The 24,262-nt window shown below is 62.2% G+C and carries 20 protein-coding genes; 10 read left to right on the forward strand and 10 right to left on the reverse strand.

Features of this window, described 5'->3' with window-relative positions:
• Positions 1-25: 25 nt before the first annotated feature.
• The 3 genes from GO988_RS01930 to GO988_RS01940 form a co-directional block, all read right to left on the reverse strand.
• The gene (locus GO988_RS01930; RefSeq protein WP_157561844.1) at positions 26-709 is read right to left on the reverse strand and encodes an outer membrane beta-barrel protein; all 684 of its coding nucleotides are present in this window, start codon (positions 707-709) and stop codon (positions 26-28) included.
• Positions 710-830: 121 nt separating this feature from the next.
• Complete coding sequence (locus GO988_RS01935; protein WP_157561845.1) at positions 831-1,307, reverse strand: DinB family protein; 477 nt, start codon at positions 1,305-1,307, stop codon at positions 831-833.
• A gap of 60 nt (positions 1,308-1,367) precedes the next feature.
• The gene (locus GO988_RS01940) at positions 1,368-1,748 is read right to left on the reverse strand and encodes a group III truncated hemoglobin (protein WP_157561846.1); all 381 of its coding nucleotides are present in this window, start codon (positions 1,746-1,748) and stop codon (positions 1,368-1,370) included.
• A gap of 55 nt (positions 1,749-1,803) precedes the next feature.
• On the opposite strand from GO988_RS01940, the gene GO988_RS01945 reads away from it, so the two are divergent.
• The 7 genes from GO988_RS01945 to GO988_RS01975 all read left to right on the forward strand — a co-directional run bounded on the left by GO988_RS01945 (position 1,804) and on the right by GO988_RS01975 (position 8,402).
• Positions 1,804-2,418: a sce7726 family protein gene (locus GO988_RS01945; protein WP_198172468.1), complete on the forward strand. Its 615-nt coding sequence runs from the start codon at positions 1,804-1,806 to the stop codon at positions 2,416-2,418.
• A 62-nt stretch (positions 2,419-2,480) separates the two neighbouring features.
• Entirely contained in the window at positions 2,481-4,244 is a 1,764-nt protein-coding gene (gene kaiC, locus GO988_RS01950) for a circadian clock protein KaiC (protein WP_157561848.1), read from the forward strand.
• A gap of 32 nt (positions 4,245-4,276) precedes the next feature.
• Complete coding sequence (locus GO988_RS01955) at positions 4,277-4,579, forward strand: circadian clock KaiB family protein (protein ID WP_157561849.1); 303 nt, start codon at positions 4,277-4,279, stop codon at positions 4,577-4,579.
• Between the two features lie 9 nt (positions 4,580-4,588).
• Complete coding sequence (locus tag GO988_RS01960) at positions 4,589-4,909, forward strand: circadian clock KaiB family protein (protein ID WP_157561850.1); 321 nt, start codon at positions 4,589-4,591, stop codon at positions 4,907-4,909.
• Between the two features lie 23 nt (positions 4,910-4,932).
• Positions 4,933-6,651, forward strand: a complete 1,719-nt coding sequence (locus GO988_RS01965) for an ATP-binding protein (RefSeq protein WP_157561851.1) — start codon at positions 4,933-4,935, stop codon at positions 6,649-6,651.
• 128 nt (positions 6,652-6,779) lie between these two features.
• On the forward strand, positions 6,780-7,859 hold the full coding sequence (dinB, locus tag GO988_RS01970) for a DNA polymerase IV (protein WP_157561852.1): 1,080 nt from the start codon (positions 6,780-6,782) through the stop codon (positions 7,857-7,859).
• A 156-nt stretch (positions 7,860-8,015) separates the two neighbouring features.
• A complete protein-coding gene (locus GO988_RS01975; protein ID WP_157561853.1) occupies positions 8,016-8,402 on the forward strand; it encodes a nuclear transport factor 2 family protein in 387 nt (128 codons plus the stop codon).
• 80 nt (positions 8,403-8,482) lie between these two features.
• Here the strand turns inward: GO988_RS01975 and GO988_RS01980 are convergent, their stop codons facing one another.
• From GO988_RS01980 to GO988_RS01990, 3 genes are all read right to left on the reverse strand, one after another.
• Positions 8,483-8,980: a cupin domain-containing protein gene (locus tag GO988_RS01980; RefSeq protein WP_198172469.1), complete on the reverse strand. Its 498-nt coding sequence runs from the start codon at positions 8,978-8,980 to the stop codon at positions 8,483-8,485.
• Between the two features lie 120 nt (positions 8,981-9,100).
• A complete protein-coding gene (locus GO988_RS01985) occupies positions 9,101-11,104 on the reverse strand; it encodes a CocE/NonD family hydrolase (protein WP_198172470.1) in 2,004 nt (667 codons plus the stop codon).
• Positions 11,105-11,238: 134 nt separating this feature from the next.
• On the reverse strand, positions 11,239-13,503 hold the full coding sequence (locus tag GO988_RS01990; protein WP_157561855.1) for a heavy metal translocating P-type ATPase: 2,265 nt from the start codon (positions 13,501-13,503) through the stop codon (positions 11,239-11,241).
• 268 nt (positions 13,504-13,771) lie between these two features.
• Between GO988_RS01990 and mgrA the strand changes: the two genes are divergently transcribed.
• Entirely contained in the window at positions 13,772-14,767 is a 996-nt protein-coding gene (gene mgrA, locus GO988_RS01995; RefSeq protein WP_157561856.1) for an L-glyceraldehyde 3-phosphate reductase, read from the forward strand.
• Positions 14,768-14,838: 71 nt separating this feature from the next.
• On the opposite strand, the gene GO988_RS02000 is transcribed toward mgrA, so the two are convergent.
• Entirely contained in the window at positions 14,839-18,156 is a 3,318-nt protein-coding gene (locus tag GO988_RS02000) for an AsmA-like C-terminal region-containing protein (RefSeq protein WP_157561857.1), read from the reverse strand.
• 272 nt (positions 18,157-18,428) lie between these two features.
• Here GO988_RS02000 and GO988_RS02005 point away from each other — a divergent pair, with 272 nt between their 5' ends.
• Entirely contained in the window at positions 18,429-19,484 is a 1,056-nt protein-coding gene (locus tag GO988_RS02005) for a LacI family DNA-binding transcriptional regulator (RefSeq protein WP_157561858.1), read from the forward strand.
• A 51-nt stretch (positions 19,485-19,535) separates the two neighbouring features.
• On the opposite strand, the gene GO988_RS02010 is transcribed toward GO988_RS02005, so the two are convergent.
• From GO988_RS02010 to GO988_RS02020, 3 genes are all read right to left on the reverse strand, one after another.
• Positions 19,536-20,807 (reverse strand): hemopexin repeat-containing protein, encoded by a 1,272-nt coding sequence (locus tag GO988_RS02010; RefSeq protein ID WP_157561859.1) that lies wholly within the window; start codon positions 20,805-20,807, stop codon positions 19,536-19,538.
• Between the two features lie 263 nt (positions 20,808-21,070).
• Entirely contained in the window at positions 21,071-22,978 is a 1,908-nt protein-coding gene (locus GO988_RS02015; RefSeq protein ID WP_157561860.1) for a DUF294 nucleotidyltransferase-like domain-containing protein, read from the reverse strand.
• Positions 22,979-23,044: 66 nt separating this feature from the next.
• Positions 23,045-23,725 carry a 3'-5' exonuclease gene (locus GO988_RS02020; protein ID WP_157561861.1) on the reverse strand — a complete coding sequence of 227 codons (681 nt, stop codon included), beginning with the start codon at positions 23,723-23,725 and terminating at the stop codon, positions 23,045-23,047.
• 228 nt (positions 23,726-23,953) lie between these two features.
• Here GO988_RS02020 and GO988_RS02025 point away from each other — a divergent pair, with 228 nt between their 5' ends.
• Positions 23,954-24,142, forward strand: a complete 189-nt coding sequence (locus GO988_RS02025) for a hypothetical protein (RefSeq protein WP_157561862.1) — start codon at positions 23,954-23,956, stop codon at positions 24,140-24,142.
• The last annotated feature ends 120 nt before the right edge of the window (positions 24,143-24,262 follow it).

Genomic DNA, 24,262 nt, shown 5'->3' on the forward strand with positions numbered 1-24,262 from the left:
TAGTGTTCGGTTTTAGTAGCAGTTTTCAGCGGCCAAACCGGTAGCGCAGGCCCAGCGCGCTGCTAGTCGTGACGCCCTGAATTTGGTACAGCCGGTTGGTGCTGATGTTGGCGTTGTACAGCAAGTCGTACAGCAGTTCGAAGTGGGCGCCCAGGCGGTAGCGCACGCTGGGGCCCGCGCCAAACAGCAGGTTATCATGGGCATAGCGCTCGTCGAAAGTCGAGGCTACCGCGCTACCCTGCTGCACGCTGTCGAGCACGCTCCCGGCTTCCCGGTACGCCGAATGCTCCAGGGTAAAGCCGGCGAGCAGGTCGAACTGCACGCGGTGGGCCGGCTTGCGCGTGAGGGTATAGCGCCCCAGCAGCGCTATTGACGTGCTGCGCAGGCCATTGGTGCCGCTGTACTGGTAGTAGGTGCTGGCCGTGTTGGGGCCGTTGTAGCGCAGGCCGGCATTGGCGTAGTCATACGACGAGCCGCTGTACGCTACCCCCAGCTGTACTGCCAAGCGGGGCCGCAGCTGGTAGCCCACGGTGCCCTGCACGGGCAAGCGTAGTCCTGGGTAGTAGTTGCCCAGCCGCTGGTAGTCGCTGCTATAAAATGCCAGCCCGCCGTAAAAGCGAGGGGTAGGGGCCGGGTCGGCGCCTTGCGCCAGGCTGGCAGTGGGCAAACTCAGCAGCAGGGCACCGCAGGCGAGTTGGGTGAAAGGCATAAAGTCGGGGAAGTGAAAAAACGAAGCTACCCCTAAGAAGCCGTGGCCTGCCCAAGCGTTGCACAGCAGTGTTGAAATACTCAAATAGAGCCGTGGTCTAGCGCTAGCCGCGCTGGCTACCTTAGTGCCAGGCGTGCAGCAGGCGCCGCACCAGAATGATTTCGCCGGTGTGGTAGGCCGCGTGGTCGCCAATCAAAAGGGCTTCGCGGAAAATATTTTGCCCATCGCCGTGCGGCAGGGGGGCAAATAGGTCGGTGGTGGGGGCTTCGAGCAGCTGAATAAACCGCTGCTGGTCGTGGGCGATTTGCGCCAGTGTGGCCTGCCAACCGGCCTCATCCACGGCACTTTTAGACCAGTAGCCGTCGGGCCACTTGGGCGACTTGTGGGCCGGGTTCAGGCAAAACTCCACGATGTCCCACTGGGCAATGCGCACGTGCTCGACCAGCTGCCAGATGGTATAGGGCACCTCCGGCACCGCTTGGTTGCGCAAGGGCGCCGGCAGGTCGGCGCAGGCCTGCTCGAAGGTGGCGTGGGCATTGCCGCCGGCCAGCAGCTGGGTTAGTTCGGCCACCAGGGCGGTGCGGGTAGGCTGGTCCATAAAAGAGGGGGTAGGGAATGAGAAGCTCGACGTAGTATATAATTACAGTGTAAGTAGGGGCTACGCCCCATCAATCGTGGGCTGGAGCAGGCCAAGGCGCGTGGCAAACACGCGCCCAATGTGCACGGCCTGCTGCTTGGCCAGCTCGGCCGTGGGCCCGGCAAAGTGCGCATCGACCGCCGCCGTAAATAGCGCCAGCCACTGCTGAAAGTGCGCCAGGCTAATAGGCAGCGGAAAATGCTTGCGCATAGGAAAGCCCCGGTAGCGGTTGGTGCCCAGCAAAATGCCGCTCCAAAAGTCGTAGAGCTGCGGCAGGTGGTGGCTGAAATCGACGTGGGCGAAGTCAAGAAAAATGGGGGCCAGCAGCGCATCCTGCTGCACGCGCTCATAAAAGCTATCGACCAGCGTTTTAACGTCGGCCTCAGTGCTGATGTCGGACATGGGGGGTAGGGAGCGAAGGAAAACGAAACCGATGCAAGGTAGCTTTGGGCTTGCGATGAATGACCCCGAAATCCGCGCCCGCCTCTACCCCCTGCTCGCGGGCGGCGTGTACGTGGACGAGCTACCCACCGGCACCACCCGCGCCGATGTGGTGCACATCACGCCCGCCTTTATGCACGGCTACGAGGTGAAGGGCGACGGTGATACCTTGCAGCGCGTGCCCAACCAACTGCGGTGCTACGCCGAAGTATATGACTTCGTGACGTTTGTAGTTACCGAAAAGCACCTGGCCAAGCTGCTGCCGCTGCTGCCCGAGTGGGTAGGCGTGCTGGTGGCCGAGGCGGCGCAGCCCGCCCTGCGCCCGCACCGCGCAGCCAGCTACAACGCCACCGTGCAGCGCCCGCCCCTGGCCCGTATGCTGCTGCTAGAGGAAGTAAAGCAGTTTTTGCTGGCGCGGGGCCTGGCCGGAGCCAGCACCCTGCGCAGCCGCGAGGTGGCGCAGTACTTGCGCACCTCGCACACCATTCCACTCTCTAGCCTGGCGCAATACGTGCGCGAGCGCCTCATTGCCCGCCTGCCCGAGCGCCTGCTGCTGCGCGAAGAGCGCAAAGCCGAGCGCGAGCGCGCAGCCCGGGTGAGGCAGCGCCGCCAAGCGCATCGGCGGGGGTAGGGCCAGCCTAAGTGCGGGCTTAGCGGTGTACCTTTCCTATCTTAATTCTCTTTATTTTATTCATGCAAGACCATATTGACCGGCCACTCAATACTTTGTCGAAGCTGCCTAAAGCGCCCTCGGGCATTGAGGGGCTTGATGAAGTAACCGAGGGCGGCTTACCTCTGGGCCGGCCTACGCTGGTGTGCGGCAGCGCGGGCTGCGGCAAAACCCTATTGGCCGTTGAGTTTTTGGTGCGCGGCATCCGCGACTTTGGCGAGCCAGGCGTGCTGATGACGTTTGAAGAAACTGCCGACGAGCTGGCCGCCAACGTCACGTCGTTGGGCTTCGACCTGAAGGCCTTGCAGGCTAGCAAGCAGCTGCGCGTCGACCACGTGCACGTCGACCGCTCGGAAATTGAAGAAACCGGCGAGTACGACCTCGACGGCCTGTTTATTCGCCTGGGCTACGCCATCGACTCCATCGGGGCCAAGCGCGTAGTGCTCGACACCATTGAGGCGCTGTTTTCGGGCTTTCCCAACGAAAGCGTGCTGCGCTCCGAAATCCGCCGGTTGTTTCGCTGGCTCAAGGATAAGGGCGTGACGACCATTATCACGGCCGAGCGCGGCGAGGGCACGCTTACCCGCCAGGGCTTGGAAGAATACGTGTCGGACTGCGTGATTTTGCTCGATAACCGCGTTATCGACCAGATTACGACCCGGCGGCTGCGCATTGTGAAGTACCGCGGCAGCACCCACGGCACCAACGAATACCCCTACATCATCAGCGAAGATGGCATTTCGGTGCTGCCCGTGACGTCGTTGCGCCTCGAACACCAGGTGTCGAACGAGGTAGTGTCGTCGGGCGTGCCCGGCCTCGATACCATGTTCACGCGCGGCGGCTGGTACCGGGGTACGAGCACCCTCATTACCGGCACGGCGGGCACGGCCAAAACCACCCTGGCCGCCTCGTTTGCCCTGGCGGCCTGCCAGCGCGGCGAGCGCTGCCTGTACTTCGCCTTCGAAGAGTCGCCGGCCCAGCTTATTCGCAACATGCACTCGGTGAACATCAACTTGCAGCCCTGCCTCGACCAAGGGCTGCTGCGCATCGAGGCCTCGCGGCCTACCCTCAACGGCCTCGAGCGCCACCTCGTGACGGTGCACAAGGCTATTGCCCAGTTTAAGCCGCAAGCCGTTGTCATCGACCCCATTAGTAACCTCATTTCGGTGGGCACCCTCAGTGAGGTGCGCAGCATGCTCACGCGGCTCATCGATTTTTTGAAAGTAAACGGCATCACGGCCTTGTTTACGGCCCTGATTAGCGCCCGCGACGGGCGCATGGAAATGACCGAAGAAGGCGTGTCGTCGTTGGTTGATACCTGGATTTCGGTACGCGACCTCGAAGGCGTAGGCGAACGCAACCGCGGCCTGAGCATCCTCAAGGCCCGCGGCATGTCGCACTCCAACCAGGTGCGCGAGTTCTTGGTAACCGACGCGGGCATCGAGTTGCTCGACGTAGTTATCGGGCCGGCAGGTATCGTGACGGGCGCCAGCCGCCTCACCCAGCGCGCCCAGGAGCAGGCCCGGCTGGTGGCCCAGCAGTACGAGCTCGAGCGCAAAGACCGCGAGCTGGAGCGCAAGCGCCGGGTGCTCGACGCCACTATTGCCAACCTGCGCACCGAGTTTGAGTCGGTGGAGGAGGAGCTGCGCCGCGTCAACGACGAGGAGCACGCCCGCCAGCAAGCCATCAACCAAGGGCACAGCGCCATTGCCAGCGGCAGCCAGGCCCGGCTGCCTACCCCCCCCGCTGGGCCCAACGCCCCAGCTCAGCCCCTCGTACAAGACTAGTGATGATAGAACCGAAGGAAGCTTTTGCGGATATGCCCCCGTCCCTCGACGACAACCGCTGGGAGCTGCGCCTGTATGTAGCGGGCCAAACGCCCAAGTCGGCGGCTGCCCTGGCCAACCTCAAGCGCTACTGCGAGCAGTACCTGCAAGGGCGCTACAGCTTGGAAGTAATTGATTTGTTGGAGCATCCGCAGTTAGCCGAGGGCGACCAGATACTGGCCATCCCAACGCTGGTGCGCAAAGTGCCCGAGCCCATTCGCAAGATTATCGGCGACCTCTCCAACGAGGAGCGGGTGCTGGTGGGCCTGGATATTCGCCCGCGGGCTTCTGCCTAGCCCGTGCCCATGCTACCCCCCGCCGCCCCGGCCTCGCCGCTACTTGTTGAAGCTGATTATATTTTTCAGCTATTTATTACGGGTGCTACCCCCAACTCGACGCGGGCGGTGCGCAACATCAAAGAAATTTGTGAGTTGTACTTGCCCGGCCGCTACGAGCTGCTAATTATTGATATTTACCAGCAGCCCGAGTTAGCCCGGCGCGAACAGATTGTGGCGGCCCCTACGCTGCTGCGCCAGCGGCCCCTACCCCGGCGCCAGCTCGTGGGCGACCTCTCGGACCGCGCCAAGGTGCTGGCCGTGCTGGGCTTATCGCTGCCGCCCTTCTAGAAGCTCCGGCTCCTATTCACCGCATGAACGACCACGCTACGCTGCTCGCCGCTACCCTAGCTCGTGAAAACGATGAGCTACGCGAGCAGTTGCGCGAAGCCGAAGAGCTAATTACGGCCGTGCGCACCGGCGCCATTGATGCGCTAGCGATTCAGGGCGCCGATGGGCCGCGCATTTTTACCCTCGAAGGCGCCGACCACGTTTACCGCACCCTCATTGAGCAGATGAATGAGGGCGCCTTGTTGCTTAGCCCCGACGGCACGGTGCTGTACTGCAACGCGGCCCTGGCCGGGCTGCTGGGTTGCCCCCTGGCCGAGCTGATGGGCCATCGCCTCGATGGCTTCGTGCCCCCCGCCTTCCGCGAGTACTGGGCTGGGCTGCTGGTGCGGGGCTGGGCCGGCAAAGCGCGGGGCGAATTGCCGCTGGTAAGCCGCGGCGGCGAACTGCTCCCCTCGGCGGTGTCGATGAACGTGCAGGTATTTGACGGGGCGCGGGCGCTGGCCGTGCTGGTCACCGATTTGTCGGCGCAGCAAGAAATTGCTGGCATCCGGGCGGTCGTAACTGAGCAGAACAGGCTAATTGCGGCCAAAAATGAGGAGCTGGTGCACCAGCAGGCTGCCCGCCAGGTAGTAGAGCAGGCCGCTGCCGAAGCCCAACGCCTGCTGGAGGGCATTCCGCAGATAGCCTGGACGGCCACGCCCGCCGGCCTCAACTCCTACCTCAACCGCCGCTGGTATGACTTTGCGGGGGAGAATGCGCGGCGCTCCGACTTGCAGATAACCAGCCGCATCCACGCCGACGACCACGCGGCCGCCATGGCCATGTGGCAGCACAGCCTGGATACTGGCGCGGTGCTGGAAGTAGAATGCCGCCTTGAAAACGCCGCTGGCGAGTACCGCTGGATGCTGGGCCGCGCCTACCCCTCCTTCAACGAGCAGGGCCAGCTTATTCAGTGGATTGGCACGTTCACCGACATCCACGAGCACAAGCTGGCGCTGGGCCGCATTGCCGAAGCCCAGCGCCAGCTGCGCGACAACAACGCGGAGCTGACGCGCGTCAACGCTGACCTCGACAATTTTGTGTACACGGCCTCGCACGACCTCAAGCAACCCGTCAATAACATTGAGGGCTTGCTGCATGCGCTGCTCGACGAGCTGCCCACCGAGCGCGCTGCGCCGGTAGCTAACATCCTGCGGCTGATGGGCGACTCGGTGGAGCGCTTTAAGCGCACCATCGAACAGCTGACCGATGTGGCGAAGCTCCAACGCGGCTCCGAAAACTCCGCCTTGGTGAGCCTGCCCGCCGTGGTGCACGATGTGTGCCTCGACCTAGAGCCGCTTATGCAAGCGGCGTCGGCCCAGCTGGAGCTGGATATGGACAGCTGCCCGCCGGTGCCCTTCCTGGAAAAAAACCTGCGCTCGGTGGTGTATAACCTGCTCAGCAATGCCATTAAATACCGCTCGCCCGAGCGGCCGCTGCGCGTGCAGCTGCGCGCCCATTGCCGCCCCGATGGCTACGTACAGCTTACGGTGCAAGACAATGGCTTGGGCTTGGATGCCGCTGGCCTGCAAAAGCTATTTGGCCTGTTTCAGCGCCTGCATAGCCACGTCGAAGGCACCGGTATTGGCTTGTATATGGTGAAGAAAATGGTGGAAAACGCGGGGGGGCGCATTGAGGTGCAGAGCGAACTGGGCGTGGGCTCGACCTTTGTGGTGTACTTGCCGCAGCAGCCAGCCCCGTAGAACCACCGGCGCCGCCCAAGGTGTTTAGCTTATAGCTTAACGCCACCTGCCGCGGCGGCTCAGTTGCCCTACCCCCCGCCCCGGCGGGCAGGGGTAGGCAGTTGGCCTGGCTTCGATTTACGAAAGAGTTGACTTCGCCCGAAATCCGCAAAATCATTCACCTCGACATGGATGCGTTTTACGCCTCCGTGGAGCAGCGCGACGACCCGGCGCTGCGCGGCCGGCCGCTGGCCGTGGGCGGCACTCGCGAGCGCGGCGTGGTGATGGCCGCCAGCTACGAGGCGCGCCAGTACGGGGTGCGCTCTGCCATGCCCGCCAGCACGGCGCGGCGGCTGTGCCCCGAGCTGCTGTTTGTGCCGCCGCGCTTCGAGGTGTACAAGGAAGTGTCGGGGCAAATCCGCGAAATATTTGCCGAGTACACGCCCCTTATCGAGCCCGTAGCCCTCGACGAAGCCTACCTCGACGTGACGCACAACCTCCAGCACGAGCCGCTGGCCAGCAAAATTGCCCAGGCCATTCGGGCCCAAATCCTGGCTCGCACCCAGCTCACGGCTTCGGCGGGCGTGTCGTACAATAAGTTTCTGGCCAAGCTGGCCTCCGATTTTCGCAAGCCCAACGGCCAATACGTGATTCCGCCGGGGCGCGGGCTGGCGTTTGTGGAGGCGCTGGCGGTGGGGCAGTTTCACGGCATTGGGCCGGTAACGGCGGCGCGCCTCAACCAGCTGGGCATCTTCACCGGTGCCGATTTGCGCCAGCAGCCCGAGGCGCTGCTAACGCAGCATTTTGGCAAAGCTGGCCGCTACTACTACGCCATTGCCCGTGCCGAAGACCACCGCCCCGTGCAGGCCGACCGCCTGCGCAAGTCGGTGGGCGCCGAAACCACTTTTGCCCAAGACCTCCACGAACTGCCCGACTTGCTGGCCGCCCTGTTGCCGGTGGTGGCCAAGGTGTGGGCCTATTGTGCCCGCACCGGCGAGTCGGGCCGTACCGTCACGCTTAAAGTAAAATACGCTGACTTTCAGCAGATAACCCGGAGCCGTACGCTGCCGGCGCCCGTGCCCAACCAGCGCGAGCTGGAGCGCCACGGCCACGAGCTGCTGGCGGCCCTGCTACCCCTGCCCAAGGGCGTGCGCCTGGTGGGCATCTCGCTCGCTAACTTGGGGGTAGGGGAGGCGCCGAACCCCAGCGGGCAGCTGACGCTTTTTTGAGAGGGTAGGGCTACGGAAGCAGAAAGCGCCAAGTTGCCGAATTAAGTATTGTGCTCAGCGTCAAAGACTTATTGGCTAGGCAATGGCCAGGCCCAGCGTTTGCTGCGGTAGCCTGCTGTTCTTTTACGCGAATACGTACCCATTCACCACTACCCAATGTCTGCCATTCAGGAAATAGAACAACTGGAGCGCCAGCGCTTCGACGCGCAAGTAGCCAAAGACTTGCCCACGCTCGAACGCATTTTTGCCGACGACCTCATTTACACCCACTCCAATGGCCACCAAGACGGCAAAGCCAGCTACCTCGCCTCCATTGCCAGCGGCCAGAGCCGCTACGACAAAGTAGACATCGAGGCCCTAACCGTGCGCCCTTATAACGACGACCACACGGCCATCGTCAACGCTCTCATCCAGATTGACCTTGGCCCCGGCGCCGATGGCCAGCCCTCCTTTACCCGCATCAAATACGTAGTAGTCTACATCAAAACCGCCGAAAAAGGCTGGCAACTCGTGCTTTGGCACGCCCAAAAGCAAGCTGCATAGCCCAAAACGGTTCAAGACTAGAATATACCCCAGCTCGGGGGGCGCGTCTAGCGCTGGCGCACGAGCTGGGGTATACTTATCTACTTCCAGCTAGTTAGTAGGCCGCCAGCTTTCCCGAGGAGTGGGTCGGTGCTGGGAAGTGGAAGCGCGGCGATGTTTTTGTCGGTTTGGGGGCGCTCGCCGGGCAGGCCGCGGTTCACGTCCCAGGCGCGGCCGTCGGGGTAGGCGCCCACTATGCCTAAACCCTGGCTACCCAGGTTTTTGTGCCCTACCCCCGCCGGAATCACGAGGATGTCGCCGGCCTGCACGGCTACCTGTTGGCCCGCCTCGCCGCCCACGTGCAGCAGGGCCGAACCCGCGTACACGCCCAGCACTTCGTGCGAGGTACTGTGGTAGTGGTGAAATGGATACACGCCGTTGCGCCAGGAGTTAGTCCAGTTATGCTGGGCAAATTTGCTTTCTAGCCACGCGGCGCCCGCCGCATCGCGGGCCACAAACGCCTGCCGGTACAGCAGCAGGGGGTAGGGGCTGTTAGGGATTTGCCCGTCGTCCTTGAAAAGAAATTTTTCGGGTTGCATAAGGTGCGCGCTACGGAGGCCGGCGGCCAAGCCAAGAGGTGCCAGGCCCAATAAGGGCAGGAAGGTTCGCCGTTTCATAGAGGGATTTGTACGGCAATAAGGCGTGCGGCAGCTACGCGGCTACTTCCCCAGCACCGGCAGCCGGATGGCCGATTGATGCGCCGGCTCGTGGTAAATGCGAATGGTGGCCTTTTGAAAATCAGGCTCTTGGCCAGTAGGCAAGCTCATGAGGGGCTGCGGATTACGGTCTACGAGCGGAAACCAGGTGCTTTGCACCTGCACCATCAGCCGGTGGCCTTGCTTAAAGGTATGTAGCACGTCGTTGAGCTCATATTTTACTTGAGTAGGCACATGGGGGCGAAATGGCTCGGGGTGCTCAAAGCTGTTGCGAAAGCGGCCCCGGAACACATCGGCGCGCACCAGGCGTTGTGCCCCGGCCAGGGTTAGATGGTCGGGGTTGGGCGCGGGGGTAGGGGTATCGTCGGGCAGTACGTCGATGAGCTTGACTATGAAGTCAGCGTCGGTACCCGAGGTGCTCACCCAGAGGTCCGCCACCAGGGGGCCTGCCACGGTCAGGTCCTGCGTTAGCGGCTCGGTTTGGTACACCAGTACGTCGGGCCGCTGCGCGGCAAAGCGCTGGTCTTCTATCATATACTGGTTGTTGCGGCCCGCAAATACGCCGTTGGTGTACGGCACCGGGTGGGCCGGGTCGCTCACGTACTCGTCAAAAGTTGCCGCCAGCCTATCAAACCCCGGCGCCCGCATAAGAAGCGGATTCGTTGCCGCGCCGCTAAGCTTGGTGGTAGCCTCCAACTCCTTGGCGGTAGCCAGGAAATGGTCAGGCTCGAAATACAACGGCTGGCTTTCAACCCTTTTTGGCGGCCAGGTAGGGTAGGTTTTCCACTCGTTGGTGCCGGTGTCGAACAGCGTAGCCTCGGCGGGGTTAAACGCGCCTTTGTCTTTGAGGTAATAGTTGAAAAATGGCGTTTCTAAGGTGCGGCGGTAGTGCTCCGCGGTGTTCTGGCCAAAACTAAGCGGGCCGAAGTTGCTCCAGTCGGGGCGGCTCCAGGCGCCGTGGGTCCAGGGGCCCATCACGAGGCGGTTGGTGGCGCCGGGGTTCTGCTTTTCGATGGCTTGGTAGGTGTGCAGCGCACCAAACAGGTCTTCGGCGTCGAACCAGCCGCCCACAACCAGCACAGCCGGCCGCACGCCCGTAAGGTGCGGCCGAATGTTGCGCGCCTGCCAATACGCGTCGTAGGTATCGTGCGCCAGGTACTCGTTCCAGATGCGCGCCCGGCCGTTGAAATACTGCGGTGCATTGGCATTTTTGAGCGGCCCAAGCTGCTGGAAGAACGAGTAAGCGTCGTTGATTTTCAGCGGAAACAGTTCCGCATACGTAGCCACTGGCTGGGGCCGGGGCACGTCGAAATAATTTGTGAAATCGAAGTTGTCGAGTAGAAAAAACGCGCCATTGTGCCGCGCGTCATCCCCCAAAAACTCGTCCGTAACCGGGGCCTGGGGCGACACGGCTTTCAGCGCGGGGTGGGCGTTGGGCAGGCTGGCTGTGGCGTAAAAGCCAGGGTAAGAGATGCCTAGGAGGCCAGCGCGGCCGTTGTTGCCGGCCACATTTTGAAGCAGCCACTCGATGGTATCGTAGGTGTCGGTGCTTTCGTCGTGGGGCGGCGTTTGGCCCTTGGCGGGGCGCCGGGCCTTGCCAGTAGCGGCGGGGGGTAGGGCGGGGGTCATCTCCTCAAACTGCCCTTCGCTGAGGTAGCGCCCGCGCACATCTTGGTACACAAAGATGTATTTTTCCTGGCTTAGCTCGCGGCTGGGGCCGGGGCCGCGGGTGGGGTAGGCATCGGCGCCGCGCGGGCCGGCCGAGTAGGGCGTGCGCTCTAGCAGGAAGGGGTAGGGATGCGCCTTGGAAGCATCGAGCGGCACGTAAATGAGGGTGGCGAGCTGCACCCCGTCGCGCATGGGCAGCAGCTTTTCGAGCTTGCGGTAGTTTTGGCGCACAAACAGCGAGTCTTGGGCGCGGGTGGGCGCCGGGGTTTGAGCGGCGGCCGGCCGTGCGCCAATAGCTAGTAAAGTCAAGCCAAAAAACAGAGAGCCGGGGCGGGGCATAACTAGGGCAAAAAGCGTTTGGAAAGCTGGAAAGTAACGCCCGGCTAGCAATTGGCGCCGCCTACCCCCCTGCCCGCTCGCATACAAGCCGCCGCCAAAGCCCCCAGCTTGCGAACGAGGGGGTAGAGTAGGAATTAGCGAGCAGAGAAATGGCGCAGCCGCAGCGAGTTGGTAAGCACCGACACCGAGCTAAGGGCCATGGCCCCGGCCGCCAGCATGGGCGAGAGCAGAATGCCGAAAAAAGGATACAGCAACCCGGCCGCAATTGGAATGCCCAATGCGTTGTAAATGAACGCGAAAAACAAGTTTTGCTTAATGGTGCGAATAGTCTGGCGCGACAGCTCAATGGCCGTGACCACGCCGTGAAGGTCGGAGCGCATGAGGGTGATGCCAGCGGCTTCCATCGCCACATCGGTGCCCGCGCCGATGGCCAGGCCGATGTCGGCCTGGGCCAGCGCGGGCGCGTCATTAAGGCCATCGCCAACCATGGCTACGGTGCGGCCTTCGGCCTGCAAGGCCTTCACCGTGGCCGCTTTATCCGGGGGTAGGACTTCGGCAAAGTAGCGCGTGATGCCGACTTGCGCGGCCACTTGGGCGGCTGTCTGGGGGTTGTCGCCCGTCATCATCACCACTTCAATGCCCTGGGCTTGCAAGCGCTTAATGGCTGCCGCCGAGGTGTCGCGCACGGTATCGGCCACGCCGAGGAGGCCCACGGCCTGGCCAGCTACGGCCACGTAGAGTACGGTTTTCGCTTGGCTCAGCAGCTGCTCGGCCTGGGCCGCCAGCGGGGGGGGAGAGGTGAGGCCAGCATCGGCCAGCAGGCGGTAGTTGCCGATGAGCACGGCCTGGCCGGCTACCGTGGCGGCGGCGCCTTTGCCCGCTATCGCTTGAAAGCTACTGGTAGCCAGCTTGCTACCCCCCTGGGCATCGGCGTAGCGCACTACGGCGGCGGCCAGCGGGTGCTCGCTCTGGCGCTCGACGGCGGCCACCAGCGCTAACAAGTGGGCCAGGTCTTGGCCGGGGGCGAAGAAATCCGTCACGGCGGGTTCGCCGTGGGTGATGGTGCCGGTTTTGTCTAGCAGCACGGTATCGACTTTATAGGCCTTTTCCAGCGCTTCGGCGTTGCGAATGAGCACGCCCTGCTCGGCGCCTTTGCCGGTACTCACCATGATGGCCGTGGGCGTGGCTAGGCCCAGCGCGCACGGGCAAGCAATGATGAGCACGGCCACGAAGTTGACCAGCGCCAGCGGCAGGCGGGTGCCCACCGGCGCCAAAGCAAACCACAGCACAAATGTGAGTAGGGCAATCACCACCACCGTGGGCACAAACACGGCGCTCACCTTGTCGGCTAGCCGCTGAATGGGCGCGCGGCTGCCTTGGGCATCTTCCACCAGCTTCACGATGTGCGCTAGCAGGGTATCGGCGCCCACTTTGGTCACTTTAAAGCGGAAAGAGCCGGTTTTATTAAGCGTAGCGCCAAACACGGAGTCGCCTACCCCCTTCTCCACGGGTAGGCTTTCGCCGGTGAGCATGGCTTCGTCGAGCGAGGAATGGCCTTCGGTGATAACGCCGTCGGTGGCCACTTTTTCGCCGGGGCGCACCAGCACTACATCGCCGAGCTGCACCTGCGCCAGGGGCACGTCTACTTCGGTGCCACTGGGGCGCACCACGCGGGCGGTTTTGGCCTGCCGGCCCAGCAGCGAACGAATGGCGGCCGACGTCTGGGTTTTGGCCCGCAACTCCAGCACTTTGCCCAGCAAAATGAGCGCGATGATGGTGGCCGTGGTGTCGTAGTACACCGCCGGCTGGATGCCTTGGCGCGTGAAAAAGCCCGGCGCTACGGTGGCGGCCACGCTGTAGAGAAACGCCGCCCCGGTGCCCACTGCAATCAGGGTATCCATGTTGGCGGTGCGGTGCCGAAAGCCGCTCCAGGCCGATGCGTAGAACTCGCGCCCACTGTAGCCCAGCACGGGTAGGGCCAGGGCTAGTAGGAAGTAATTGAGCCCCTGCATAGGCACGTGCGCGGCTAGCGCGGGCCAGAGCATGAGCATACTCAGCGGCATGATGACGAGGGCCAGGCCCGCGGCCACGGCAAAGCGGCGCTTGAGGTGCTGGTAGGCCAGCGCTTTTTGGCGGTCTAGCTCGGCGCTGCGCTCGGCGGCGCTGGTGTCGGGCGCGCGCTCCGTGACGCCGTAGCCCGCGCTGACCACGGCCTCCTTCAGCGTGGCGGGGGTAGCCTGGCCCGGCAGGTACTCGATGGTGGCTTTCTCGGTGGCAAAATTGACGAGCGCCCGCTGCACGCCCGGCGTACGGCTGAGCGACTTCTCCACGAATGCCGCGCACGAAGCACAGGTCATGCCTTCGATGTCGAGCGTCTCCGTTTTAGTAGCGGATTCCATAGTTGGGTATTGTAAATGCTGGCTATGAGGTACTTGAAATATTTGTCGGTTGCTCATAACCCATCCATAAAGGAACAGCTGACCTGCGCCGAAGTTGGTATTAAATCCGGCCGCTGAAGTGCATAATTCGTCGCCCGCCGGCGGGCTAACCCATAGGCTGCGAGCGGTTGGCGGGGGGTAGCGAAGCTGCTAACCGCGGCAGTGGCCCAAACCTAGCGGGCTGCGAGTAGTTTTGACCGCGTAAACTGGTTTATCTCCTCCCCATATCATGCCTTACTCCCCCAACCCCGCCCGCTACGACTCGATGGAATACCGCCGCTGCGGCCGCAGCGGCTTGCAGCTGCCCGCCGTGTCGGTGGGGCTGTGGCAAAATTTTGGGGAAGTAGATACGCTCGCCAACTGCCGCGCCATCCTGCGCACGGCCTTCGACGCGGGTATCACGCACTTCGACCTGGCCAACAACTACGGCCCGCCCGCCGGGGGCGCCGAGGAGACGTTTGGGCGGTTGTATAAGGACGATTTTCGGGCGTACCGCGACGAATTGGTTATTTCTACCAAAGCTGGTTACGGCATGTGGCCCGGCCCCTACGGTGATGGCGGCTCGCGCAAATACCTGGTAGCCAGCCTCGACCAAAGCCTGCGCCGCATGGGCCTCGACTACGTCGATATCTACTACCACCACCGCCCCGACCCCGCTACCCCCCTCGAAGAAAGCATGGGTGCGCTCGACGCGCTGGTGCGCCAGGGCAAGGCCCTGTACGTGGGCATTTCGAGCTACTCGCCCGCCGAAACTCGCCGCGCCTGCGCCGTATTGCGCGAGTTGGGTACTCCCTGCCTCATCCACCAGCCCAAGTATTCGTTGCTGGTGCGCGAGGTAGAAAACGGCCTGCTCGACGTGCTGGCCGAGGAGGGGGTAGGCGGCATCGCGTTCTCGTCGCTGGCGCAGGGCGTGCTGACGGATAAGTACTTGCAGGGTATACCCGCCGACTCGCGGGCGGCGCGGCGCCTGGGCAACGGCGCCATTGAGGAAGGCCAACTCACCCCGGCCAACCTCGAAAAGGCGCGGCAGCTCAATGACTTGGCCCAGGCCCGCGGGCAGTCGCTGGCCCAAATGGCGCTGGCCTGGGTGCTGCGCGACCCGCGCATCACCTCCGTGATTGTGGGGGCCAGCAAGCCGCAGCAGATTACCGACGCCGTGGGCTGCTTGGCCAATTACCAGTTCAGCGGCGAGGAACTGGCGCGCATCGACGAAATAGTGAAATAGGGAGCTTGCCTAAGCGAAAAGCCCTACCCCCCGCGCCGGGGGGTAGGGCTTTTTTGTAGCTGGTTTTTCACTCATGGGGCCGTGATGAGCCGGGGCGGGGGGGCCGTGAGCGGCGTGCGGGGTAGCAGCCGCAGCGTAGTGTCGAGGCGCTGCGTAAGAATGATTTGGCGGGTTTGCCGGCGCAGGGCCACTTGGGCGTCGTGCTGCTCTTTCTTCTGAAAAAGCTTGACGTGGTACTTGGTATGCGGCAGTTCGCGGCTCAGGTTGACGTAGGTAAGCTTGGGGTCGCGGCGGCTCACGGTTTCGCCGGCCTGAATGCGGGTGATGCGCTTGTCGTTGTTGCCCAAAAAGGCGTGCACCGGGTTCATGCCGATGAAGAGGTTGGCGCGGCCGTCCAAGTCGTAGCGGCCGCTGACTTCGAGCTCGGTCAGGTTACTGTTCAGCCGCAAGCTGGGAATAAGCAGCTGGCCCCGGCTCAACACAAACTCGCTGCTCACGGGCTCAAAAAACAAGTGGCCGGTGCGCTTTTTCAGTAGCTTAAAAGCGTCTTCGAGGGCTTCGACATTCACCAGCTCCAGGTCGCGAATGTTGGCGCGCACGTAGCCGTTGGTTTGTTCCAGGTCAGGTAAAAACTTGGCGTCGAGGTCGGTGCGCAGGGCGGCAGCGCAGCGCAGCGTGCCCTGAATATTGTCGCGACTGAGCACGTTGAGCTGCATGTCGGTGGCAGTGCCAAACAGCTCGGGCAGCTTAATATCCTCCAGCAACGCCTGCACCTGCAAGGGGTGGTGCTGGCGCCCGGCGTTGGTAATAAGGCGGCCGCGCAGCGTCACGCGGCCGTCGAAGGTATTTACGGTGCAGTCGTCGAGCAGCGCCTCGCCCTCCTGCAACCGCGACACCAGCCGAAAGTCGCGGCCGTGCACCGCGCCGTAGTGCACTTGGTCGGCCTCTACGTGCAGCAGGGCCGAAAAACGGCCATCGGTAATGAGCGAACTCTGCGGTCCCAGCCGGGCCGTGCGGCGCGTGCGGCGAGCCGTGCGCGCCACTTGGCGGGCCGCCGCGGCCGCCGAGTCGGCGGGCGGCGGCGCCACGCTGGCCAGCATCCGCAGCAATTCGGGCACGTCGAGGGTAGGATAGCGCAGGTCGAGAGTAGCATCGGCGGCCACCAGGTGCAGGCCCGACAGCACCGCGATGGCCGAGCCGGTGCCTACCCCCCCCTGCGGGGCAATGAAGTGCAGGTAGGGCAGGCGTAGCGTCGAGCCTTCCTTGTCGAAACGCATGTGCATGTCGCGCAAGCTTTCGCCATTGGGCAGCAGCATGGTATTGATTTCGTAGCTCAGCTTGCCATTGGCCGCCAGCAGCAGCTCGCGGATGGCGGGGCTGCGCGGCGTCTTGGCCGAGCGCCGCGGCGGGTGCGAAAGCCGGCTCAACAGATGCTTGTAGCTGAGGGTGTCAAAATGAAAATCAACGGCGTAGGACACCGGCGCCACACGGTTGGCTGAGTCGGTGGGCCACTGGGCCTCGCCCGTGACCACCCCATCCCAGAGCTTGCCCTTAATGCCTGTCAGCTGCATGCGCTCGCCATCGTGGCGCACCCGCACCGCCAAGTCGCGCAGGGTGTCGGTGGCCAGGGCCAGGCGGCCACATCGCAGCGCTACATCGAGCAGCATCCCCGGCGGGATGAGGTGGCTGCCCAGCGTGGTGGCAATGCGCTGGCGCGCCGCCAGGGTGCGCGGCTGGCGGCGGACGCGGCGGGTGTTGGCTAGCAGCACCGCTTGCCCCGGCCGCAACATCTGGCGCATGCTGCCCAGGTCCAACTCATCCACCGTAAAATCTCCCCGGATGGTGGTAGTAGGGTGTTGGCCCGTCAGGTAATCCAGCAGATACGTGGTAGTAGCAGTGGCCTGAAACTTCATGCCGCCTAGCATCCCCGAGGCATTGGAAAGGTGCCACAGGCTGTCGTTCATGCCGATGCGCACGTTAAGCTGGCGCAGGTCGCTGTGGCGGCCGGCCAGTTCGAAGGCCGCATCGTGCAGCGTAGCTACCCCCCGCACCGACATATTCTTGCGGAAATCGCCGCGCCGGCGCGGGCCCATGGCCGGCAGCAGGCCGTGCAGGTGCACGTCGAGGTCGGCGGTGCCCTGGTGGGCGTGCCAGCGGCCCGGCGACAGCAGCGCCACTAGTTGGGGCAATTGAGTGCGCCCCCGCAGGTGCCCATCGATGAAGGGCCGCCGGAAATCGCGCAGTAGAAAAGCTACATCGAGCTGGCCCACCGGCGAGTAGATGCGGCACTGGTTGAGGCGCACCGACATCGTTTGGGGCAAGTGGGCGGGGCCGTTGTCGTAAGTGCCCTGCAAATCCCAGTGGTCGATGCGCCGCGCCGAATCGGGCCACTTAATATTGGCCCCTTGCAAGCCAAAGTGCAATACAATGTGCGGCCGTACCAGCGGCCCGCTCAGGCCCGACATCAAGTAGGTAATTTGGGCCTTGCTCGTGCTGGCCGCCCCCGTAAGCAGGGGCCGCACGCTGGGCGGCAGTACCGCGTGCAGCACCTCCAGCAGCGGCTGGGAGCCGGCAAAGCGCAGGTCGAGCACTGTGCCCCGGGGTGGGCCGGCCCCGCTCGCCATGTCGGCCGTGTGGGTGCCGCTGATGTGGATGGTGTCGCCGTTGAGGGTCGCGCTGGTATTGGAGAACTTGCCCTGGCGCTGCGCAAAATCATAGCGGTAGTGCAGCCACATCTGCACTGGTTCGTTGGTGAGGAGGTTGCCGCTGCGGTTGCGCAACTGGTCGAGCCGGCCTTGCAAGCGGCCTTGCACCTGCAACACGCCCCCTTTAATTACCGCCGATAGCCGCGCCTGAAAAACGCGCCCTTTTAAGGCGCTGTGGATGTAGTCGTTGCGCGTAAATATCCCAAAATTGTGAATAATGATAGAATCCAGCGCCAGATTGATTTTAGGTGCTTTTGCTTGTGCCGGCCGCTGCTTGCCGCGCAGGCCCCAGCTGTGGCCCAGCGAATCTACCCGCTGCCCAATGGCCACGTCGTGCAGCGTTAGGCGCGTTACCTGCACCCGGCCGTGCAGCAGCTCGCGCAGTTCGAGGCGCATATCGGCGCGGCCCACCCGCATCACGGGCACCGCGCGGCGGTGGGTAGTGTCGGTGAGGGTAAGGTGATTAAGCGAAGCCGTGAGGTGCGGAAAGTCTTGCCACAGCGAGAAGTCGACGTCGAACGGCGCCAGCACCAGCTCCGAGTTGCGGGTGAGTTGCTCGCGCACCAGCTGCCGGGCATAGCGCTGGCCGTAGCGGCTGCTCAGCAGCCAGCCGGCCAGCCCAAGCGCCAGCAGCAAGAGAAAAAAGCCAACACCCAGCACGCGCCAGAGGGAAAACGACTTCATAAAGCAAACTACGATTGCCGGGCAAACACGGCAAGTTACTATTTAATTAGCCCAGCTATTGCCCCACATACGTAGGTACTATTGTTTCGACTGGCCAGCTCGCGCGTTAGGCAGGGGGTAGGGCCGGGCTTATTGGCGTAGGGGGTGCTATTTTGCGGCCTTGCGGGGGCAGGGATACTGGCACCAACGCCAATCTTTGCTAAATAATGCAACGCGCACCCGCCGGCTGTTAGGTAGTTGCTTTCCGTTTGACCCACGTATTTCTTCCGCTCATGCTCCATCGCCGCGCCTCCATCACCGACTTGGCCAAGGCTCTAGGTCTGTCAGCTTCCACTATTTCGCGGGCGCTGGCCGACCACCACGATGTGAGCGAGGCCACCAAGGTGCGCGTGCGCCAGCTGGCCAAGGAGCTCAACTACCACCCCAACCCGCTAGCGGCGGGCCTGCGCCGCGGGCGCAGCAATACGCTGGGCGTGCTGGTGCCGCACATCACGGGGTATTTTTTTCCGCAGGTCATCCACGGCATTGCCACCGAGGCCAGCGCAGCGGGCTTCAACGTCATGATTTGCCAATCGAACGAGGACGTACAGCAGGAAAAACAGGCTATCGAACTGATGATGGGTGCCCAAGTGGCAGGTATTCTGGTATCGCTGGCCAACACCACGCAAGATTTCAGCCACTTCGAAGATGTGCGTCAGCAAAATGTGCCACTGGTATTTTTCGACCGCACCGTCGAGGGCTTCAAAGGCCAGAATGTGAGCACCGTAACGCTCAACGACTACCTCGGGGCCTACCAGGTAATCGAGCACTTGCTCGCCCAGGGCTGCCGCCGCATTGCGCACCTCACCGGCCCGTTCAACCTAAGCATTCTCAAAAATCGCCACCAGGGCTACCTCGATGCGCTGGCGGCCCACGGCCTCGCGCCCGACCCGCGCCTGACCATCTTCTGTGAGCAAACGCAGGCCGGCGGCGCCACCGCCATGCGCCAGCTGCTGCGCCGCCCCGCCGCCCAGCGCCCCGATGGCCTATTTTCTTCCAACGACCTAGTGGCCGTGGGTGCCCTGCAAATTGCCAAAAAGCAGGGCCTGCGCGTGCCGCAAGACTTAGCCGTGGCGGGCTTTAGCAACGAAGTATTCACGGCCCTTACCGAGCCAAGTCTCACCTCCGTGGACCAACGCTGCGAGCAAATGGGCCAAACTGCCGTGCAGTTGCTGCAAAAAATGCTGCCCACCAGCAAGTCCAAAAATCCGCCCCGCCCTATTGTGCTCAAGCCCAAGCTTATCGTGCGCGAGTCGTCGCTGCACGATGGGCAGGGGGGTAAGGAGTAAAAGGGGCGGCCAGCTTGCTACTTGCTTGTTTAGGAAGTGGTTGTGCCTACGCTAGTCAGTGGGCCGGCCGGCCCCGTAGCGGCGGTCCTCACCATAAAAAATGTGTTGCGCGAAGGCGGCGTAGCTCGACGGGTTATGCAGGGCCTCGTCCTGGGTTTGCTCGGCATAATATTTTGGCGGCGCGTCTCCGGTTTTGGGTCGGGGTAGCTCAAACCACTCCGGAATGTGGTTATTAGGCTCCCCACTCACGGCGTCAACGGCGTGCACCGTCTCGTGAACCAAGACGGCGGCTTGACAATAGGGGCCGGTATCCCGCACAAAATTCTCGGAGAAACCAATAAACACGCCTGTGAAATAAGCCCGAACTGGCTTGCCATTTTTGGTGCCGCCATCGGCCGTGGCCTCGGCATCGGTGCGGGCCTTAAACAGCGTCTGGCTAGCGTCCCACTTGGGCCATATCGCGCTCATGGTCTGGTTGATGGCCGTCAGGTACTGGAGGCGCTGCGGCGTGGGCAGGGTAGGCGCCAGGTGGAAGTGCGTGGCCAAGGCCTGCTCAAATACCGTTTGGTTGAAGCCAAAAGCTGGCCCACCATTGAGTGCGGCCGTGTACGCCACCACTTGCTGCTGCGCCTGTGCTAGCCACTGCGCGGCCGTAGTCTTTGCCCTACCCGCTGCTACTAGCTCGAGCAGGCCCGGCCAGTTGCCCAAAATAGGCTGGGGGTCGGCGTCAACCTGGCCCGTTTTCCAGTCGAAGCGCACGTACTGGTCCCCCTTAAATAAGTACGATTTACCAGCATAATCACCTTTGCCTGCCACGCAGGCATCAATACCGCTGGCAAAAGCTCCTTTTAAACCCCAGGCAGTCAGCGGCCGGGGGTAGCCTTCCGACAGGCGGTCGGTGGCCCACTCATAGCGCATGTACTGGCTGCCTTTCAAGAAATAAGCATACGGAGCGTACCCCAATTGGCCGTTCATGCAGGCATCGATGCTGGCAAACGCGCCCTGTAAGCCCCAAGCAGAAAGGGCCTGCGGGTAGCCTGCGTCCTGGCAGTTGCCGGCCCAGTCGTAGCGGCTGTACTGGTTGCCTTTAAAAAAGTAAACCTTGCCTTGGTAAGGGCCTTGGCCATCGAGCATGCCGTCGGGGTTGTCGGCAAAAAGGGGCGGCATATTCCAGGCGGGCGCCGTGAGCACGGTGCCAAACTCGGCCCGGTCCTGGCCCGGTTGCCAATCGTAACGGACGTACTGATTATCGTGGAAAAAGTACGACTTATCGGCAAAACCCGGCCCGCCATCCAGCGCCGCGTTAATCCATTGCTTAGCCATGTGTGGTACACATAAAGTAAAGGCGAGCTGCGCTGCGCGAGGTCGACTGCCCGCAAAGAACCCTATCCCTTGCCCACCGCTACATCAGTGCTACCACTGAAAAGTGCAGCAGCTCGGCCGGCGAGCTACTAATAAGTGCGACACGAGATGAAGGTGGTAGGGCCCAGCCCGCCAAGTTTGCGCCAGCCTCGAGCATAGCCGGCACTTAGGCTTGACGAGCAAGCGTAAGTGGGGGCTTAAAATGCCCCTACATAAAAACGTCTTTATTGCAGCGCTTTCGAAAAGCTAACCTTGATTTTTAGCTGGAAATCGGCAATAACTTTGAAAATTTCTTTGAGCGTCACAAGTTCAACCTTAGTCAAAGCCTTAGGGTCGAGGTAGTTGTCGGGGGGTAACTTGTCGTGCATCATTTGGGCAGCCTGCTTTTTGAGGCGCATGCCCATGAGGTAGTAATACGACTGTAGCAACTCGTGGTAGTCCTTGTCGCGGAAGATACCCAGCTCGCGCAAGGCTGCTAGGCGGGCACCGGTATTGGTGACAAAAACCCGGTTCTTGAGCGAGAACACGCGCACCAAGTCCACGATGGGCGACATCACTTTCTTCAGGTTAATCACTTGCTGGTCGCCCACCGCAAAGGTGCGAATGTTATTAAAAAACGTCAGCGGCGGCTCGTACTGCAAAGCATTGCGGGCCATGTAGTGCAAAAAGCGGTCGAGCGGCTGCTGCAATTCAGCATCCAGAAACACGCGTAGCTCGTCCATAATGGCTTCTTCGCCATAGAGGTAGCGGCAGTCGAAAAACGCCGCGAAACGCATCACCGCCTCGGGGTTCGACTCGTGCAGCCACTCCTGGTAGTTGCGTTTCCAGTGCGAGAGCGAGTGTGTCCATTTGGGGTTTTTGGCCATAAAGCCGCCGTCGCAGAAACTGAATCCAATGGCATTGAGCCGGTCGGACACCAATTCGGAAAAATGCAAAAAGTACTCGCGTACCAGCTCGCGCTGCTCGTTCGCTTTGTCTTCGTAAATGATAGCGTTGTCCTGGTCGGTAAGCAGGGTTTGCTCCTGCCGGCCTTCCGAGCCCAGCACCATGAATACGAACTTGGCCGGCGGCGGCCCCAACTCCTGAATCACCCCCTCAATTACTTTGAGGGCAATGGTATCGGCCACCGTCGTGATGACTTGGTTAACGATTTCGGGCTTCACGCCGCGGTCGAGCAATTGGTGCACAATGTCGGGCACTTTCTGCCAGTTGCGCCGCAATTCTAGTTGCGACACGGCCTGCTTCACGCCCTGAATAAACAGGAAGGGCGATTGTGCTTGGTCGGTAAGTAACTTGTTGCGGCTGATAAACCCCAGGTAAGTACCCTTGCTTTCTACCAGCAAATACCGGGTTTTGGTGCGGAACATCAGCAGCAGTGCCTCATACACAAAGGCCTCACTGCTAATAGATAGGGTAGGGGCGTCGAGGAACGTGCCAATGGGCTGACGGGCATCGCCGAGGCCGGCTACCACCTTGTCGCGCAGCGTGATATCCGTGACGTAGCCGATAATGCTACCCCCCTCCTCATCGAGCACGAAGTAGCAACTGCTGCGGGCGCGGGCCATGCGCCGGGCCACCTCGTGGGTAGGCGTGCTGGCGGGGCAGGCGAGCACCTCGCGCAGCTCTACGGTAGCCATGCGCTTCGAGTAGAGCTGGTCGGCGGCGATGAAATTTTGTGGGCTTTGGGCACCGGGCTGCACAAATTGAGCGTACTCATCGTCGAGCATCAACCGGCCGTAGCGCGTGGTAAAATACTGGAAGAAAGACTCATAGCCCAGGCACAAGCTTCGAAAGTCGTTGCGGTGCAGAAAGTAAACGCGCGTGCCGGCGTGTGCCCGCACGGTACGCAGCGAGCGCTTTTTGTTGAGCAGCACCGACACGCCGCCGTAGCAAGTGCCGGGGCCGTAATCTTCGGGCAAGCGGCGCGTGCCCTGGGCATCGTAAAAAAACGTGTCGTAGGCGCCTTCTACTACCAGGTCAACGCCGCGCAGCTTGGTTTCGCCCTGGCGGTAGATGATGGCCTCGCGGGCGTGGTGCACCTCTTGCAGCAGGCCCGCCACTTCTTCGAGCACCTCGGGCGGTAGCTGGTCGAAGGGCGCAACGGTTTGGAGGAAAGCCAGGCGGTCAGTCATGGGCACAAGTTAGTAGGCCGGCGCCGCTTGGTAGCAACTCGGGGGGTAGGGTAGCAGGGCCGGCAGCTACGCCGCGGGCCCGCGCCAGAACTTCCGAAACGACTCGCGCAGCGAAGGCGGGGGCGGAATGCCAGCTGGGGGCAGTAGCTGGGGGCCGTCGGCCAGGGCCTGCTCATCGATGTCGCCCTTGCGGCGCAAATCGAAAAAGCACTGGGCGGTGGCCTCCGCATCGACTAGCGCATCGTGCTGGTGCAGCATGGGCCGGCCAAATTGCCGCTGGTACAAATCGGCCAGCCGCAGGTACTGCTGGTGCAGCGGCTGCCAGAAGCGCTTAGTGAGGCGCATGGTGCAAAACGTGGGCAGCCCGAGCAAGGCGTTGGAGAGGCCAGCGCGGTGAAAGCTGACGCCAATCATGTGGTAGTCAAGCTCTACGAAGTGGCCTACTACCATGGGCTGGTAGTACCGCAGGTCGTCGTGCAGGCACTGCATTACCTGGCGGCGGGGCTCCCCGTGCTCGTGCAAGTAGGCCAGCGTGAGCCCGTGCACCTGCGCCGACGCGGGGCTGATGTCGTAGTCGCTGGGCCGCACGTAGTGGTTTTCGGTCTTCACCAACTCGCCCGCGTGGGTATAAACCAGCCACGAAACCTGCACAACGTGGGGCCAAGCACCTGGCTCGCCGTAAGCCCGCCGCCAATCGGTGGGCAGACCCGACGTCTCGGTATCGACGAAGAGCAGGTAGTCGGACACGGCGATAAGGCGGGTGGGATGGGCAATAAAGTTACGAAGACTTTGGCGCTTAACCTCTTTTATAGGGCATAGCGAGTAGCATTTAGCTTATATATAATTGGGCGTAAACCATACAGAGCGAAAAGGAGTATATAGGCTAGCGGAGAAAAATACCTAAAAGTCGGTATTGTGCCGACAATGGGTGGTACCAATATTTGCTGTACTTCCTGCTTATCCTTCTTTCACACCATGAAAACTTACCCAACTATGTCGGCTGACCGCCTGCAACTTATCTCCCAAATTTTAGGCATTGGCCGAGGTGAGTACCTGGGTGCGCCGGCTACCCCGCCGCGCCGCGCCCGGCCCACTACTAGTGCCGCGGCCCGCAAAGCGGTGCCGCCAATTACGGCAGCCACCAAACAGAGAACTACCAAGTAAGCACAGGCGGTAGCCAGCCACCGGCTGCGAACCAAAAGGCCACCCCAGCCTACCCCCCTCATGAGAGCGGAGGTAGCTTGAGGTGGCCATTTTTTGTGTTTATATAAATAGGTTATCTAG

It is taken from the genome of Hymenobacter ginkgonis (assembly GCF_009755225.1).
GTDB lineage: Bacteria > Bacteroidota > Bacteroidia > Cytophagales > Hymenobacteraceae > Hymenobacter > Hymenobacter ginkgonis.